Genomic DNA, 15,104 nt, shown 5'->3' on the forward strand with positions numbered 1-15,104 from the left:
CGGCATCGGGGCGCGCCCTGAAGGTCCCGGACTGCTCGGCCCGGCGGAGCGATCGCCCGGAGACGCACGACGGCCCCGGACCGCGGGGTCCGGGGCCGTCCAGGGGCTCGACGCGTCGGCGGGTCCGCCGGGTCAAGCCTCGCTGATCACGCGGAGGAGGTCGGCGAACCGCCGAAGGTCTTCGGCGGGGTGGTCGCGCAGGGCGTCCCGCAGCCGAGCCTGGTTCGCGTCGCGCACCGCGCGGATGCGCTCCTCCGCCTCGGGGGTCGCGGCCAGCACGCGCAGGCGGCCGTCGCGCTCGTCGGGGCGGCTCGTCACGAGGCCGACCTCCTCGAGCACGCGGACCTGCCGGCTCACGACGCTCTTGTCCATCTCGAGGTGCTCGGCCAGCACGTGCGCGTTGGTCGGCCCGAGCCGGACGATCGAGCTGAGCAGCTTGTAGCCGGCCGGCTGCAGGTCGGGATGGACCTGCTCGGCCGACTGCTTCCAGACCGTGCGGATGCGGTTGAACATCACGCCGAACTGCTCCTCGACGAGGGCGATGGCCTCGTCGACGGCGGGATCGGCGGTCATGGCGTTCATGCTACTTGCGCGCTCCCGCCGCGGCGGCCTCGCGCTCGTCGTCGATGCCCTCGACGATCGCGATCGACGAGGTCGCCGGCACGCCGAGCTCGGCGTCGGCGAGGTCGATGGCGACCTGCTCGGCCTCCTCCTCGAGCTTCTCGGCCGCGTTCTGGCGCGAGAGGGGCCGGTTGGGCAGGAACGCGATCGCGATGAAGCTCAGCACCGCGAGCGGGACGGCGATGATGAAGACGTCGGCGATGCCGTGCCCGTAGGCGCCCTCGACGATCACGCGGATCGCGTCGGGGAGCTCGGCCACCCTCGGGACGCCGCCGCCCGCGAGGCCCTGCAGCGCCTCGACCTCCGCGGCGGAGCTCGGGGTGAACGAGCTGAGCCCGTCGGTCACGTGGCTCGTGACCTGGGTCGCGAGCACGGAGCCCATGACCGTCACGCCGATCGTGCCCGCGATCGTGCGGAAGAAGTTCACGTTCGAACTCGCCGCGCCCAGCTGGGAGGCGGGGGTGTCGTTCTGCACGACGAGCGTGAGGTTCTGCATGACCATGCCGAGGCCCGCGCCGAGGACCACCATGAAGACGGAGACCTGGAGGAAGTCGGTGTCGTATCGGAGGGTCGACATCAGGCTGGCGCCCGCGATGATGAGCGCCGAGCCGAGCAGCATCCAGCCCTTCCACTTGCCGTACCGGCTGACGAGGGCGCCGATGCCGATCGACGCGCCCATCTGGCCGACGACCATGGGGATGGTCATGAGGCCGGACTCGGTCGGCGTGGCGCCGCGCGCGAGCTGGAAGTACTGCGCGAGGAAGACGCTCGTCGCGAACATGGCGACGCCGACGGAGATCGAGGCGATCACAGCGAGCGTGAAGGTGCGGTTCGCGAAGAGGGTCATCGGCACGATCGGCTCCTCGACGAGGAACTCGGTCACGACGAAGCCGACGAGCGCGACGGCGGCCACGCCGATGAGGACGTAGCTGGTCATCGAGTCCCAGTCGAACTGGGTGCCGCCGAGCGAGACCCAGACGAGCAGCAGCGAGACGCCGACGGCGAGCAGCGCCGCGCCGACGTAGTCGATCCGCACCCGGTCGCGGGTCGCCTTCGGCAGGTGCAGCGTGCGCTGGATCAGGATGATCGCGGCGATGGCGAACGGGATGCCGAGGAAGAAGTTGGCGCGCCATCCGAACGCGTCGGTGATGACGCCGCCGAGCAGGGGCCCGCCGATGGTGGCCAGGGCCATGACGCCGCCGACGAGGCCCATGTACTTGCCGCGCTCGCGCGGCGAGATGATGAGCGCGACGGCGACCATGACGAGCGACATGAGGCCGCCGGCGCCGATGCCCTGCACGACGCGGACCGCGATGAGCATCGTCGTGTCCTGCGCGAAGCCGGCGATGGCGGTGCCGACGACGAAGAGTCCGAGGGCGACCTGGAGGAGCACCTTGCGGTTCACGAGGTCGGCGAGCTTGCCCCAGATCGGGGTGGTGACGGCGGTCGCGAGGAGGCTCGCGGTGATGACCCAGGTGTAGGCGGCCTGGTCGCCGCCGAGGTCGGCGATGATGCGGGGCATCGAGGTCGAGACGACCGTGCCCGAGAGCACGGCGACGAACATGCCCATGATGAGGCCCGAGAGGGCCGTGAGCACCTCGCGGTGCGAACGCTTCGACACGGGGTCGGCGGTGGTGGGTGATGCGGTCATGGAGTCCTTGTCCAGATAGTTGATGACGGTCAACCATACGAAGATCGTTGAGATATGTCAACTATCGACCACGGTCAACCATTCCCACCCCCGAATCGTTTCTCAGGAGGACGCGCCGGAGCGCTCCGCGCTCGACGGCGCGTCCTCCTGAGAAAGCGCGGGTTTCGCGCGATCCCTCCTGAGAAGAGCGAGTGGTGGTGGTGGTGGGTGGAGGGGGGCGATTTGGCGGCGGACGCGGCATCCGTTAGCCTTGTCGGAGCCGAAGACCGCTGGTCGTCGTGCGCGCGGGTCGAGAGACCGGTTCGTGCGACCGAAGCTCTGCGAATGCAGGGGCCCGCGCAGGTGTGACGAAGACTTTCCCGATGATCGGGTCCGAGCTCCGCGCGTCTGCGCCGGAGCTCTTTTCCATTCCCACACGTTTCCAGCGGCTCCGAGGCCGTGCATCGCCACCGCGGTGCACGTTGAAGACACAAGGAGTGGCCATGGCGAACAAGGAAGCCGCGGTTGCCGAGCTCACCGAGAAGTTCGAGAGCTCGACCGCCGTTCTGCTGACCGAATACCGCGGCCTCACTGTTGCCCAGCTCAAGGAGCTGCGCAAGTCCATCAGTGGGGACGCGAGCTACGCCGTGGTGAAGAACACGCTGACCAAGATCGCGGCGAACAACGCCGGGATCACCGCGTTCGACGACCAGCTCGCTGGCCCGTCGGCCGTGGCCTTCGTGCACGGCGACCCCGTCGCCGTCGCGAAGTCGCTGCGTGACTTCGCCAAGGCGAACCCCCTCCTCGTGGTCAAGGGCGGCTATTTCGATGGCAAGCCCCTGACCGCCGAAGAGGTAGGCAAGCTCGCCGACCTCGAGTCCCGCGAAGTGCTCCTGGCGAAGCTCGCCGGCGCCTTCAAGGCCTCGCTGTTCGGAGCCGCATATCTGTTCAACGCGCCGCTGTCGAAGGCCGTCCGCACGGTCGACGCGCTGCGTGAGAAGCAGGAGTCCGCTGCGTAGGCGCGAGCCTCTCAAGCGGTGAGTTACCAGAAATCTAAGGAGAAGAATCATGGCGAAGCTGTCCACTGAGGAGCTGCTCGAGCAGTTCAAGGGCCTGACCCTCATCGAGCTCTCGGAGTTCGTCAAGGCGTTCGAGGAGACCTTCGAGGTCACCGCGGCCGCCCCCGTCGCCGTTGCCGGCCCCGCCGCCGCCGGCGGTGGCGCCGCTGCCGAGGAGGTCGAGGAGAAGGACTCGTTCGACGTCGTCCTCGAGGCTGCCGGCGACAAGAAGATCCAGGTCATCAAGGTCGTCCGCGAGCTCACCTCGCTCGGCCTCGGCGAGGCGAAGGCCGTCGTCGACGGTGCTCCGAAGGCCGTCCTCGAGGGCGCCAACAAGGAGACCGCCGACAAGGCGAAGGAGGCCCTCGAGGCCGCCGGCGCCACCGTCACCCTCAAGTAAGCCTGCGCGCTCGCTCGAGCGCCGCAGCGTGAGGTGACTGCGTCACCTGAACACACGGATGCCCCGTGCCGATCCATTCGGCACGGGGCATCCGTCGTCTCCGGCGTCAGTCGTGCTCGCTCCGGACGAGGAGCGCGAAGATGCCGGCGTAGGTGTTCGGCCCCGGGACGCCGTCGATCGGGCCCGAGTAGCCACCCCGCTGGGCGATGCGCTGGAGTCCCCGCCAGGTGTTCGGTCCGGGGACGCCGTCGATGGGTCCCGTGTAGCCGGCGCCGGCGAAGATCGTCTGCAGTCCGCGCCAGGAGTTCGGCCCCATGACGCCGTCGTACGGTCCGAAGTACCCGCCGATCCGCCCCATGGTCTGGAGCGCGCGGTAGGTGTCCGCGTCGGGGACCCCGTCGACCGGCATGACGTAGCTGAACCCGGGCAGCAGTCGCTGCACGCCCTTCCAGGACTCCACGCCCATGGCTCCGTCGATCGGCCCGGTGTAGCCGCCCAGTGCCGCGAAGCGCTGGAGCGCCTTCCACGTGTTCGTGCCGGGTGCGCCGTCGATCGGCCCGGTGTACCCGTAGCCGGTGACGACGTGCTGCAGCGCCCGCCAGGTGTTCGGGCCCGGCACGCCGTCGTTGGGTCCGTCGTAGGCTCCCGCGCGGGCGAGCCGCTGCAGGGTGATGCCGTCCTCGTGGGCGATCGCCGCGCTCCGGGCGGCCGTGGTCTCGGTGGTCATGATGCCCTCCCTCATCCGGGCCGGTTGTCGTGCCATCCGATCGGTGCCGGATGTCGGCCCGCTCGGGACGGTACGGACGCGGGGGAGGGGTCGCCACCGGGTTGCCCCTGAGGCGCCGTGGGGGTCTGCCCGAAATCATATGCATAGTTTTGCTATATACTTCTGCGGTGACCGCTCCGAACCAGCTCTCCGACCTCATCGGCGACCTCATCTCGTTGAGCCACCGCCTCACGCGCCTCGCCGCCACGAGCACCGACAGCACCGAGTCGCCCGCCGTGTGGCGCACCCTCTCCGTGCTCCGCGACCACGGCCCGCTCCGCCTCGGCGAGCTCGCCCGCGCCAGCCGGGTCAGCCAGCCGACCATGACCAAGCTCGTGCACTCGCTCGACGAGCGGGGCTGGATCCGTCGCATCGCCGACCGCGAGGATGCGCGGGCCTGGCTCATCTCCATCGACCCCACGGGCCTGGCCGCGCTCGCCGCGTGGCGCACCGAGCTCGCCGAGACGCTCGCCCCGCGGTTCGCCGACCTCGACGGGGCCGAGCTCGACGCGCTCGCGCGGGCGGCGGACGTGATCCGCGAGCGCCTCGAGCGCGCCGACGACGAGGCGGCCGCCGGGGACGTCGCGTGAGCCGCGGCACCGCGCCGTCGACCGGGTCGGGCTCCATCCTCCGCCAGCCGACGGCGGTCTGGGCCGTCGCCTTCTCGTGCGTCATCGCGTTCATGGGCATCGGCCTCGTCGACCCGATCCTGCCCGCGATCGCCGACAGCCTCGAGGCGACCCCCACCCAGGCCGAGCTGCTCTTCACCAGCTACCTGCTCGTCACCGGGCTCGCGATGCTCGCCACGAGCTGGGTGTCCAGCCGCATCGGGCCCAAGCGCACGCTCGTGATCGGCCTCGGCGTGATCGTGCTCTTCGCGACGGCCGCGGGGCTCGCCCAGAGCGTCGAGGCCGTCATCGGCTTCCGCGCGGGCTGGGGGCTCGGCAACGCGCTGTTCATCTCGACGGCGCTCGCCACGATCGTCGGTGCGGCCGCCAGCGGTTCCGGCGCGGCGATCATCCTGTACGAGGCGGCGCTCGGCCTCGGCATCGCGGTCGGGCCGCTGCTCGGCGGCCTGCTCGGCCACCTGAGCTGGCGCGGCCCGTTCTTCGGGACCGCGGCGCTCATGGCCGTCGGCGTGATCGCGATCCTGGTCTTCCTCCGCGACGACATGCCGGCGGGCGCCGGCGGTCCGCGACGCGAACCCACGCGCCTGTCCGCACCGATCCGCGCCCTCCGGCAGCCGGCGCTCGCGGTGCTCGCGACCGCGGCGCTGTTCTACAACATCGGCTTCTTCGTGCTCCTCGCGTACTCGCCCTTCCCGCTCGGCTTCGACGCGATCGGCCTCGGGCTGACGTTCTTCGGCTGGGGTGTCGCGCTCGCGCTCACGTCCGTGTTCCTCGCCCCGATCCTGACCGCGCGGATGCCGCGCACCCGCGTCCTGCAGTTCGCGCTCCCGTTGCTCGTCGTCGACCTCGCCGTGGCCGGCGTCGTGATCGACGACCCGGCGGCCCTCGTCGCATGCATCGTCGCGGGCGGCCTCGTGCTCGGCGTGCTGAACACCGTCCTCACCGAGTGCGTCATGGAGGCGACGGACCTGCAGCGCTCGGTCGCGTCGAGCGCGTACTCGGCGGTGCGGTTCCTCGGCGGCGCCATCGCACCGCCGGCCGCCGCCGAGCTCGCGCACCTGATCGCGCCGGACGCCCCGTACTACGCCGCCGCGGGCGCCGTGCTCGTCGCGCTCGCCGTCGTGCTGGTCGGCCACCGGGCGCTCCGGCGGGTCGACGGGCCCGAGCGGCTGGAGGCCGCCGAGGAGGCGGAGGCGGTGGCCGTCGGCGACGCCGCCTGACCCGCTCAGCGTGCCGCGAGCACGCGGCCGGACGGCGCCGTCGTGCTGCCGCGCACGACGAGCCGGGTGTCGAGCGGCCGGTCGAAGTCCGGCAGCCCGTCGGGCGTCAACGGGTCGTCGTCGCCGGTCGGCTCGCCGAGCAGTCGCAGGACCGCGTCGACGGCGAACCGCCCCTGCGCACCCGGCAGCTGCTCGATCGTCGTGAGTCCGAACAGCTCGGCGTGCTCGTGGCCGTCGAACCCGATGACCGACAGGGTGCCGGGCACGGCGAGCCCGAGCCGCTCCGCCGCGCGCATCACCCCGAACGCGATCTCGTCGGATGCCGCGAAGATCGCGGTCGGCCGCGTCGCCGGATGCCCGAGCAGCTGCAGTCCGGCGTCGTACCCGCCGGGCAGCGTCATCTCGGCCTCGACGATCCCGTCCTCGCCGCCGACGGGGTCGAGGCCCGCCTCGCGCATCGCGTCGAGGAACCCGGCGCGCCGGAACGCCTGGACGCTGCGCGCGGCCGAGCCGGCGCCCGCCCCCGCGAGGTGGGCGATGCGGGTGTGGCCGAGGTCGATGAGGTGCTCGGTCGCGAGCCGGGCGGCGCCGCGGTCGTCGATCGCGAGCCGGGGCGCGCTGCCCGCCGTCCCGCCGAGCGCGATGATCGGCTTGCCCCGTCGCTCCACGAGCTCGGCCTCGGCGTCGCTGAGGTCGACGCCGACGGCGATCACGGCGTCGACGCGCTTGCGCGCGAGGAAGAAGTCGAAGACCCGGTCGCGTTCCGGGCCGGAGAGCGCGAGGTTGTACAGCGTCAGGTCGTACCCCGAGGCGAGGAGGGTGCGCTCGATGCCCTCGAGCACCTCGCCGAAGAACCACCGGTTGATGAACGGGATGACCACGCCGACGTTCTTCGTGCGGCCCGTGACGAGGCTGGCGGCGTTCGGGGAGGCGATGTAGCCGATCTCGGCCGCGGCCTCCACGACGCGGCGCCGCGTCTCCTCCGAGACGTAGCCGCGACCGGTCAGTGCGCGCGAGGCGGTCGACTTCGAGACCCCCGCGAGGCGTGCGACGTCCGAGATCGCGGTCATCCACGCTCCCTCCATCGGGCCCTGCGTCCGACTGTACTTGCTCACCCGAGCACTGTGGAACCGGTGCCACAATCCGGCGGTCGTCATCCGATCGTGACGCGACCGAGTCTTGCCCGCGGTCGCCGCGGTCGCCTAGCGTGGGGTCTGGAACCGGTTCCCGGCTCTGCCTGCACCACACTCAACGAGGAGATGACATGAGACTCACACGGCATCGCCGCTGGGCGGTCCCCGTCGTGGCGGCCGCGGCGGTCGGCCTGACGCTCACCGCCTGTACCGGCGACATCGCGAGCGAGGACGCGGGAGACGTCGACTGTTCGGACTACGAGGAGTACGGCACCTTCGACGGCGCCGAGGTCACGATCGGCGGCACGATCCTCGACCTCGAGGCCGACCGACTGGTCGAATCGTGGTCGGACTTCGCCACCTGCACCGGCATTTCGATCGACTACCAGGGCTCGAGCGAGTTCGAGGCCCAGATCGCAGTGCTCGCCGAGGGCGGCAACGCGCCCGACATCGGCTTCGTCCCCCAGCCCGGCCTCGTCCAGCGGCTCTCCGACGGAGGCTGGCTGATCCCGGCATCCGAGTCGGTCGAGGCGAACGTCGACGAATGGTGGTCGGAGGACTGGAAGGGCTACGGCACCTACAACGACACGTTCTACGGCGCGCCGCTCATGGCGAGCATCAAGGGCTACGTCTGGTACTCGCCGGCGGAGTTCGAGGAGAAGGGGTACGAGATCCCGAAGACCCTCGACGAGCTCAGGGACCTGTCGCAGACCATCGCCGACGAGGGCGACCACAAGCCCTGGTGCGTGGGCCTCGAGTCCGGTGAGGCCACCGGCTGGCCCGGCACGGACTGGGTCGAGGACTACATGCTGCGGCTGCACGGCGCCGACGTCTACGACCAGTGGGTGACCCACGAGATCCCGTTCAACGACCCGCAGGTCGCCGAGGCGTTCGACGCCGTCGGCGAGTACCTGAAGAACGACGACATGGTCAACGGCGGCATCGGAGACGTGTCGACGCAGATCACCGAGGCGTTCCAGACGGCCGGCCTGCCGATCCTCGACGGCGAGTGCTCGCTGCACCACCAGGCGTCGTTCTACGAGACGTTCTGGAACCCCGAGGGCGGCGACGCGAACACCGTGGCCTCCGACGGCACCGTGTTCGGCTTCCTGCTCCCGCCGGCCAACGCCGACGACCCGCTGTCGGTGACCGGCGGCGGCGAGATCGTCGTGGCGTTCACCGACGCCGAGGAGGTCGAGGCGGTGCGCACGTTCCTGTCGAGCGACACGTGGGCGAACAACCGCGTCAGCCTCGGCGGCGTGATCAGCGCCAACCAGGGCGTCGACCCGGAGAACGCATCGAGCGAGCTGCTCGTGCAGTCCATCGAGATCCTGCAGGATCCCGAGACGACGTTCCGGTTCGACGGGTCCGACCTGATGCCCGGTGCCGTCGGCGCCGACTCCTTCTGGAAGGGCATCGTGGCCTGGGTGAGCGGCGACAGCACCGAGTCGGTGCTCGACACCATCGAGGCGAGCTGGCCCAGCAGCTGATCGCCCGCGCGTCGCGCGCGCCCTCCGGGTCGCACGCGATATGACCGAGGGGCGGGGATGGATCCCCGCCCCTCGGGAACCCCCAGATTCAACGACGAACCGGGAGGCAGGCAACATGACCACGGGCGACCTGCTCGGCAAGATCCTTCAGGTGGTGATGGGGCTCGCGGTGTTCGCCGCGATCATCGGCCTCCTCATCTTCTTCATCGACAAGGCCCCGAAACGCGGCCGCGACTACTGGCAGCTCGCCGGGTTCCTGACCCCCGCGCTGATCTTCCTCGCCGTCGGACTCGTCTACCCGGCGATCCGCACGAGCATCCTCGCGTTCCAGGACAGCTCCGGCGGCTGGACCATGGACAACTTCATCTGGACGTTCACGCAGCCGACGGCGATCCGGACCCTGATCAACACGATCATCTGGGTGCTGTTCGTGCCGACGATCTCGACCGCCATCGGCCTCGCCTACGCGGTGTTCATCGACAAGTCGCGTGGTGAGCGGTACTACAAGGTCATCCTGTTCATGCCGATCGCGATCTCGTTCGTGGGCGCCGGTATCATCTGGCGCTTCGTGTACGAGTACAAGTCGGCCGGCCGCGAGCAGATCGGCCTGCTGAACGCGATCGTCGTGCTGTTCGGCGGTGAACCGGTGCAGTGGCTCCAGACCGATCCGATCAACACGTTCCTGCTGATCGTGGTCATGATCTGGATCCAGACCGGATTCGCGATGGTCCTGTTGAGCGCCGCGATCAAGGGCGTCCCGACGGAGCAGATCGAGGCGGCGCAGCTGGACGGCACGAACGCCTGGCAGCGCTTCATCAACGTCACGGTGCCCGGTATCCGCGGCGCCCTCGTGGTCGTCATCACGACCATCTCGATCGCCACGTTGAAGGTCTTCGACATCGTGCGGACGATGACCGCCGGAAACTTCAACACGAGCGTCATCGCGAACGAGATGTACACCCAGGCGTTCCGGGCGAGCGAGATCGGTCGCGGGTCGGCACTCGCGCTCATCCTGTTCCTGCTCGTCATGCCGATCGTCATCTACAACGTCAACGTCCTCCGGAAGCAGAGGGAGATCCGATGAGCAGCGTCGCCCCGGCCGACCTCCCGGTCAGCAAGGACAAGGGGTCCATCGAGGCCGCAGAGGAGTCCGAGTACGCCCAGCGGCCGAAGACGGCGCGCGTCAAGCAGCGCCTGACCTCGCGGACCGCGACGATCGCGTCGCTGATCATCGCGATCCTGTGGACGATCCCGACGTTCGGCCTCTTCATCTCGTCGTTCCGGCCCGCGGAGCTGATCCGCACGACCGGATGGTGGACGATCTTCCAGAACCCCGGGTTCACGTTCGACAACTACGCCGAGGTCCTGCTCTCGCCCTCGGCGTCGTCGCCGCAGCTCGGCGCGTACATCGTGAACTCCATCGCGATCACGCTGCTCGGCACGCTGATCCCGCTCGTGCTCGCGACCATGGCCGCGTACGCGTTCGCGTGGATCAAGTTCAAGGGCGCGAACGCGCTGTTCATCTTCGTGTTCGCCCTGCAGATCGTGCCGCTGCAGATGGCCCTCGTGCCGCTGCTCCAGATCTTCTCGACCTGGCTGCGGCCCATGCAGGCGTGGCTGCACGACGTGATCCCGATCATCCCGGAGCAGAACTACGCCCCGGTGTGGCTGGCGCACGCGATGTTCGCGATGCCGCTCGCGATCTTCCTGCTGCACAACTTCATCTCGGAGATCCCGAACGACGTCATCGAGGCGGCGCGCGTCGACGGCGCCACGCACGGGCAGATCTTCTTCCGGATCGTGCTGCCGCTGGCGACGCCGGCGATCGCGTCCTTCGCGATCTTCCAGTTCATCTGGGTGTGGAACGACCTGCTCGTGGCCCTGATCTTCTCGGGCGGCACACAGGACGTGGCGCCACTGACCCAGCGATTGGCGGAGCTCACGGGTACCCGAGGGCAGGCGTGGGAGCTGTTGACGGCGGGTGCGTTCATCTCGATCGTGATCCCGTTGATCGTGTTCTTCAGCCTGCAGAGGTACTTCGTGCGGGGCCTCCTGGCGGGCGCGACGAAGGGATGAGTCCAGGGGCGGATGCCACGGCGTCCGCCTGCCGGGGAGGGGCGGATGTCGTGGCATCCGCCCCTCCGCATGCGCGGCGCCCGGCCTTGACGCTGGTGAGCGACCCTCATATCGTGCGGACGTACGGTATCCGTCAAGGGGGAAGGGGAACCGCACGATGAAGAGGATGATGCTCGCAGGAGCGGCCGCCGTGGCACTCGCGATCGGCATGGCCTCGCCGGCCGCGGCTGGGCCGCCGGAATGCAACTGGGGAGAGGCCACGCGCGACTTCGTCGCCGCCGAGGGCGGGCAGACGCAGGGCATGCACGCCGCCGACCCGAGCGGCGACGGCCGCGGGTACGAGTCGAGGGTCGGCCTGCCGAACCTCGACCCGACCGCCCAGGGGCAGGGCAAGCTCGTCGCGACCTGCCTGATCGTCACCGGCGGCTAGCCGGACGCAGGCCGCACGCGGCGGGGGCCCGATGGTCCCCGCCGCGTCGCACGTCCGGTGATCGACGCGATGCGACGCCCCGACACCGGCTGGTCCGGTCGGCAGGCACCGCACCTGCCGGTCACGCCCTCGGCGAACGCGGGCTGCCGAGGGCGGCCGGGCGGCCGATGGGTCGGAACCCGCGCCTAGGCTCGATCGCATGAGCATGCATGGGAGTGCGCCGGGGGGCCAGCCCGGGCGCATGGGCGGCCGACCGCGCGGCCGGATCAGCGCGGCGGACGAGGGCGCCCAACGCGCCGAGAACGCCGAGGCGCCGAAGATCCCGCACCTCCTGCGGCGCATCGCCGCCCTGTTCGCGCCGCACAAGGTCGCCCTGTCGGTGACCGTGGCGCTCGTGCTCGTCAGCGCCGCGCTCAGCGTCATCCCGCCGCTGCTCACCGAGCGCGCGTTCGACGACGGACTGTTCCCCGTCGGGCCGGACGGCCAGGTCACCGGTCCGAACCTGCCGGTGCTCACGACGATCGTCGTCGCCATGCTCACCGTGTTCATCGTCTCGTCGCTGCTCGGCGTGTGGCAGACGTGGCTCACCGCGACGGTCGGCAACAAGGTCATGGGCGCGCTGCGCGTGCGGATGTTCACGCACCTGCAGTCCATGGAGCTCAGCTTCTTCACGCGCACGAAGACGGGCGTCATCCAGTCGCGCCTGCAGAACGACGTCGGCGGCGTGGCATCCGTGCTCACCAACACCGTCTCGAGCGTGCTCGGCAACACCGTGACGGTGCTCGCCGCGTTCGTGGCCATGCTGCTGCTGAACTGGCAGCTCACGCTGATCGCGCTGGTGCTGCTGCCGGTGATGGTCGTGGCGCAGCGGCGGGTCGGCCAGGTCCGCGCGCGGATCGCCGCGAAGACGCAGGAGTCGCTGTCGGAGATGACGGCGATCACGCAGGAGACGCTGTCGGTCTCGGGCATCCTGCTGTCGAAGAGCTTCACGCGCCAGCGCAGCGAGATCGCGCGGTACGGCGACGAGAACGCGAACCAGATCCACCTGCAGGTGCGCCAGCAGATGACCGGCCAGTGGTTCTTCGCGATGGTCGGCATCTTCATGTCGGCGATCCCCGCGATCGTCTACCTCGTGTCGGGCTGGCTCATCTCGGGCGGCACGACCGACATCTCGGCCGGCACGATCGTCGCGTTCACGACCGTGCAGGCGCGTCTGCTGTTCCCGCTCATGGCGCTCATGCGCGTGGCGCTCGACCTGCAGACCTCGGGCGCGCTGTTCGCGCGCATCTTCGAGTACCTCGACCTGCGTCCCGCCATCACCGACGCCCCCGGGGCGCGGCCGGTGCCGACGGGCACGGATGCCGCGGGCCGTCCGCTCCTCGGCCGGGTCGAGTTCGACCACGTGTCGTTCCGGTACCCCGACGCCGACGATGACGGACGGCCGACGCTCGACGACGTGTCGTTCGCCATCGAGCCCGGCCAGTACGCCGCGTTCGTCGGGCCGAGCGGCGCCGGCAAGACCACGGTCTCGTACCTGGTGCCGCGCCTCTACGAGGCCTCGGGTGGGGCCGTGCGCTTCGCGGGCGCCGACGTCCGCGACCTCGAGCACGAGTCGCTCGTGTCGAACATCGGCATCGTCAGCCAGGAGACCTACCTCTTCCACGCCTCCATCGCCGACAACCTGCGCTACGCGCGACCCGACGCCACCGATGCCGAGCTCGAGGCGGCCGCGCGGGCGGCGAACATCCACGACACGATCGCCTCGTTCCCCGAGGGCTACGACACGGTCGTGGGGGAGCGCGGCTACCGGCTCTCGGGCGGCGAGAAGCAGCGGATCGCCATCGCGCGCGTGCTGCTGAAGGACCCGGCCGTGCTCGTGCTCGACGAGGCGACGAGCGCGCTCGACACGATCAGCGAGCGGGTCGTGCAGGCCGCGCTCGACGACGCGTCGCGCGGGCGCACGACGATCGCGATCGCCCACCGCCTCTCCACGGTCGTGTCGGCCGACGTGATCTTCGTGGTCGTCGCCGGCCGGATCGCCGAGCGCGGAACGCACGCCGAGCTCATCGCACAGGGCGGCGTGTACGCGTCGCTCTACCGGCAGCAGGCGGAGCAGCCGCGCGTCCCGACGGCCTGAGCCGCGTCGCGCGGATGCGCGCGCTCAGGAGCGCTCGGCGAGCATCGTCTCCATGAGCTCGATCTCGGCCTGCTGGCTCCGCACGATGGCGTCGGCGAGCGAGACGACGACGGGGTAGGTGGATCGATCGAGCACGGCGTCCGCCATCTCGACGGCGCCCTGGTGGTGCGTGATCATGAGCTCGAGGAAGCGGCGCTCGGCCTCGACGCCCTCGAGCCCGCGCAGCTCGGCGACCTCCTCGGGCGTCGCGAGCCCCGGCATCGGCTCGCCGGGCACGTGGGCGGCCCCGTCGTCGGATGAGTCGTGGCCGTCGTGGCCGCCGCCGTCGGGTGCGGGCCGGGTCATCCACGTCATGGACGGCTCGGGCCCGGCCTGCGGGAGGCCCCACTCGGCGAGCCAGCCGTACATCTGCCCCGACTGCTGGGCCTGGGCGGTGGCGATGTCGTACGCCAGCAGGCGCACGTCGGGGTCGTCGGTCGCGTCCCGGACGATCATCGCGAGTTCCACGCCCTGCTGGTGGTGCACCTGCATGTCGCGAGCGAAGCCGGCCTCGGCGCTCGCGTTCGCCGGGGTCTCCTCGCCGAGCGTGGAGAGGCGACCGAACGCGAAGGCCACGCCGGCCACGGCGATCACGGCGACGGATGCCGCCACGACGGCCGCCCACCGCCCGACACCGCGTCGGGGGGCGTCGACGACCGGCTCGCTCACGCGACCTTGCCGGGGCCGTCGATCGCGCCGGTGCACAGGGCGCCGGGCTCGGGCACGTCCTGGCTCTGCCAGTACTCCTCGAGGAAGTCGGCGATGCGCGGGTCGTCCGCCTCGTCGACCTGGAGCTGCACGTTCCAGCCGCTCAGCACGACGGGCGCGGGCAGGCCCTCGAAGGGCGACAGGATGACGTAGGTGCCGGGCAGCACGGAACGCAGCGTCGACACGTCGTCGTCGGAGAGCGCGTCGGGGTCGTAGGTCACCCAGATCGCGCCGTGCTCGAGGGAGTGGACGGCGTTCTCGTTCGGCACGGGCTGCTCGTAGACGCCGCAGTTGAGCCATGCGGGGTTGTGCTCGCCGCCGGCGGGCGGGTTCTGCGGGTAGTCGACGACGCCCTCGACGTGCGCCGACGAGTTGTCGAAGGTCTCGACGCCCTCGATGTCGGCCCCGGTGCCGCCGGCGGTGTAGCTGGGGCGCTGCGGGGTGAGCGCGATCGAGCCGACGACGAGGGCGACGATCGCGACGCCGGCGGCCACGGAGCCCCAGATCGCGATGCGCCGATTGCGCTTCATGCGCGCCTCGCGCTTCCGGAACTCCTCGAGCTTGCGCTCGCGTTCGGCGGCTCGCTGCTGCTTGACGGTGGGCTTCCTACCGGGCGGGGTCGCGCTCACGCGGGGCCTTCCTCGTGCGGGGGGTGCGGGGACGGGGGATCTCCATACGAACGCATCGGGCTGGGAGAACGCCGTCAGCCGCGCCGTGCGGGCCCGGATCGGTCGCCCGGGTCTAGCATTCGGGTGTCGGCATGGGGG

General features: G+C 70.5%; 15 protein-coding genes. 9 read left to right on the forward strand and 6 right to left on the reverse strand.

Translation table 11 applies throughout. From position 1 onward, the window contains the following. Nucleotides 1-132 precede the first annotated feature (132 nt). Together ABD230_RS12160 and ABD230_RS12165 are read right to left on the reverse strand one after the other, a co-directional pair. The gene (locus ABD230_RS12160) at nt 133-573 is read right to left on the reverse strand and encodes a MarR family winged helix-turn-helix transcriptional regulator (protein WP_344374126.1); all 441 of its coding nucleotides are present in this window, start codon (nt 571-573) and stop codon (nt 133-135) included. A 10-nt stretch (nt 574-583) separates the two neighbouring features. Then, nucleotides 584-2,272, reverse strand: a complete 1,689-nt coding sequence (locus ABD230_RS12165) for an MFS transporter (protein ID WP_344374133.1) — start codon at nt 2,270-2,272, stop codon at nt 584-586. Nucleotides 2,273-2,754: 482 nt separating this feature from the next. Here ABD230_RS12165 and rplJ point away from each other — a divergent pair, with 482 nt between their 5' ends. Beyond that, entirely contained in the window at nt 2,755-3,270 is a 516-nt protein-coding gene (gene rplJ, locus ABD230_RS12170) for a 50S ribosomal protein L10 (RefSeq protein WP_344374136.1), read from the forward strand. Nucleotides 3,271-3,319: 49 nt separating this feature from the next. After that, the gene (rplL, locus tag ABD230_RS12175) at nt 3,320-3,709 is read left to right on the forward strand and encodes a 50S ribosomal protein L7/L12 (RefSeq protein WP_344374139.1); all 390 of its coding nucleotides are present in this window, start codon (nt 3,320-3,322) and stop codon (nt 3,707-3,709) included. Nucleotides 3,710-3,815: 106 nt separating this feature from the next. Here rplL and ABD230_RS12180 read toward each other — a convergent pair whose 3' ends face one another. Then, entirely contained in the window at nt 3,816-4,436 is a 621-nt protein-coding gene (locus tag ABD230_RS12180) for a peptidoglycan-binding domain-containing protein (protein ID WP_344374143.1), read from the reverse strand. A 167-nt stretch (nt 4,437-4,603) separates the two neighbouring features. Here ABD230_RS12180 and ABD230_RS12185 point away from each other — a divergent pair, with 167 nt between their 5' ends. Both ABD230_RS12185 and ABD230_RS12190 read left to right on the forward strand, forming a co-directional pair. Continuing rightward, entirely contained in the window at nt 4,604-5,065 is a 462-nt protein-coding gene (locus tag ABD230_RS12185; protein WP_344374147.1) for a MarR family winged helix-turn-helix transcriptional regulator, read from the forward strand. Continuing rightward, nucleotides 5,062-6,324: an MFS transporter gene (locus ABD230_RS12190; protein WP_344374150.1), complete on the forward strand. Its 1,263-nt coding sequence runs from the start codon at nt 5,062-5,064 to the stop codon at nt 6,322-6,324. The genes ABD230_RS12185 and ABD230_RS12190 overlap by 4 nt, the downstream gene beginning before the upstream one ends. 5 nt (nt 6,325-6,329) lie before the next feature. Here the strand turns inward: ABD230_RS12190 and ABD230_RS12195 are convergent, their stop codons facing one another. Continuing rightward, a complete protein-coding gene (locus ABD230_RS12195; protein WP_344374154.1) occupies nt 6,330-7,394 on the reverse strand; it encodes a LacI family DNA-binding transcriptional regulator in 1,065 nt (354 codons plus the stop codon). 194 nt (nt 7,395-7,588) lie between these two features. On the opposite strand from ABD230_RS12195, the gene ABD230_RS12200 reads away from it, so the two are divergent. From ABD230_RS12200 to ABD230_RS12220, 5 genes are all read left to right on the forward strand, one after another. Next, complete coding sequence (locus ABD230_RS12200) at nt 7,589-8,947, forward strand: ABC transporter substrate-binding protein (protein WP_344374158.1); 1,359 nt, start codon at nt 7,589-7,591, stop codon at nt 8,945-8,947. Between the two features lie 115 nt (nt 8,948-9,062). Further along, entirely contained in the window at nt 9,063-10,031 is a 969-nt protein-coding gene (locus ABD230_RS12205; RefSeq protein WP_344374165.1) for a carbohydrate ABC transporter permease, read from the forward strand. After that, nucleotides 10,028-11,023, forward strand: coding sequence for a carbohydrate ABC transporter permease (locus ABD230_RS12210; RefSeq protein WP_344374169.1), 996 nt, complete (start codon nt 10,028-10,030; stop codon nt 11,021-11,023). The genes ABD230_RS12205 and ABD230_RS12210 overlap by 4 nt, the downstream gene beginning before the upstream one ends. 166 nt (nt 11,024-11,189) lie before the next feature. Then, complete coding sequence (locus tag ABD230_RS12215; protein WP_344374171.1) at nt 11,190-11,453, forward strand: hypothetical protein; 264 nt, start codon at nt 11,190-11,192, stop codon at nt 11,451-11,453. Between the two features lie 199 nt (nt 11,454-11,652). Beyond that, a complete protein-coding gene (locus tag ABD230_RS12220) occupies nt 11,653-13,590 on the forward strand; it encodes an ABC transporter ATP-binding protein (protein ID WP_425546228.1) in 1,938 nt (645 codons plus the stop codon). A gap of 24 nt (nt 13,591-13,614) precedes the next feature. On the opposite strand, the gene ABD230_RS12225 is transcribed toward ABD230_RS12220, so the two are convergent. Together ABD230_RS12225 and ABD230_RS12230 are read right to left on the reverse strand one after the other, a co-directional pair. Further along, nucleotides 13,615-14,298, reverse strand: coding sequence for a DUF305 domain-containing protein (locus ABD230_RS12225; protein ID WP_344374174.1), 684 nt, complete (start codon nt 14,296-14,298; stop codon nt 13,615-13,617). Then, entirely contained in the window at nt 14,295-14,966 is a 672-nt protein-coding gene (locus ABD230_RS12230) for a thioredoxin-like domain-containing protein (RefSeq protein ID WP_344374177.1), read from the reverse strand. Before ABD230_RS12230 ends, ABD230_RS12225 begins: the two co-directional genes overlap by 4 nt. Nucleotides 14,967-15,104: the final 138 nt, after the last annotated feature.

Source organism: Agromyces tropicus (assembly GCF_039531345.1).
Lineage (GTDB): Bacteria > Actinomycetota > Actinomycetes > Actinomycetales > Microbacteriaceae > Agromyces > Agromyces tropicus.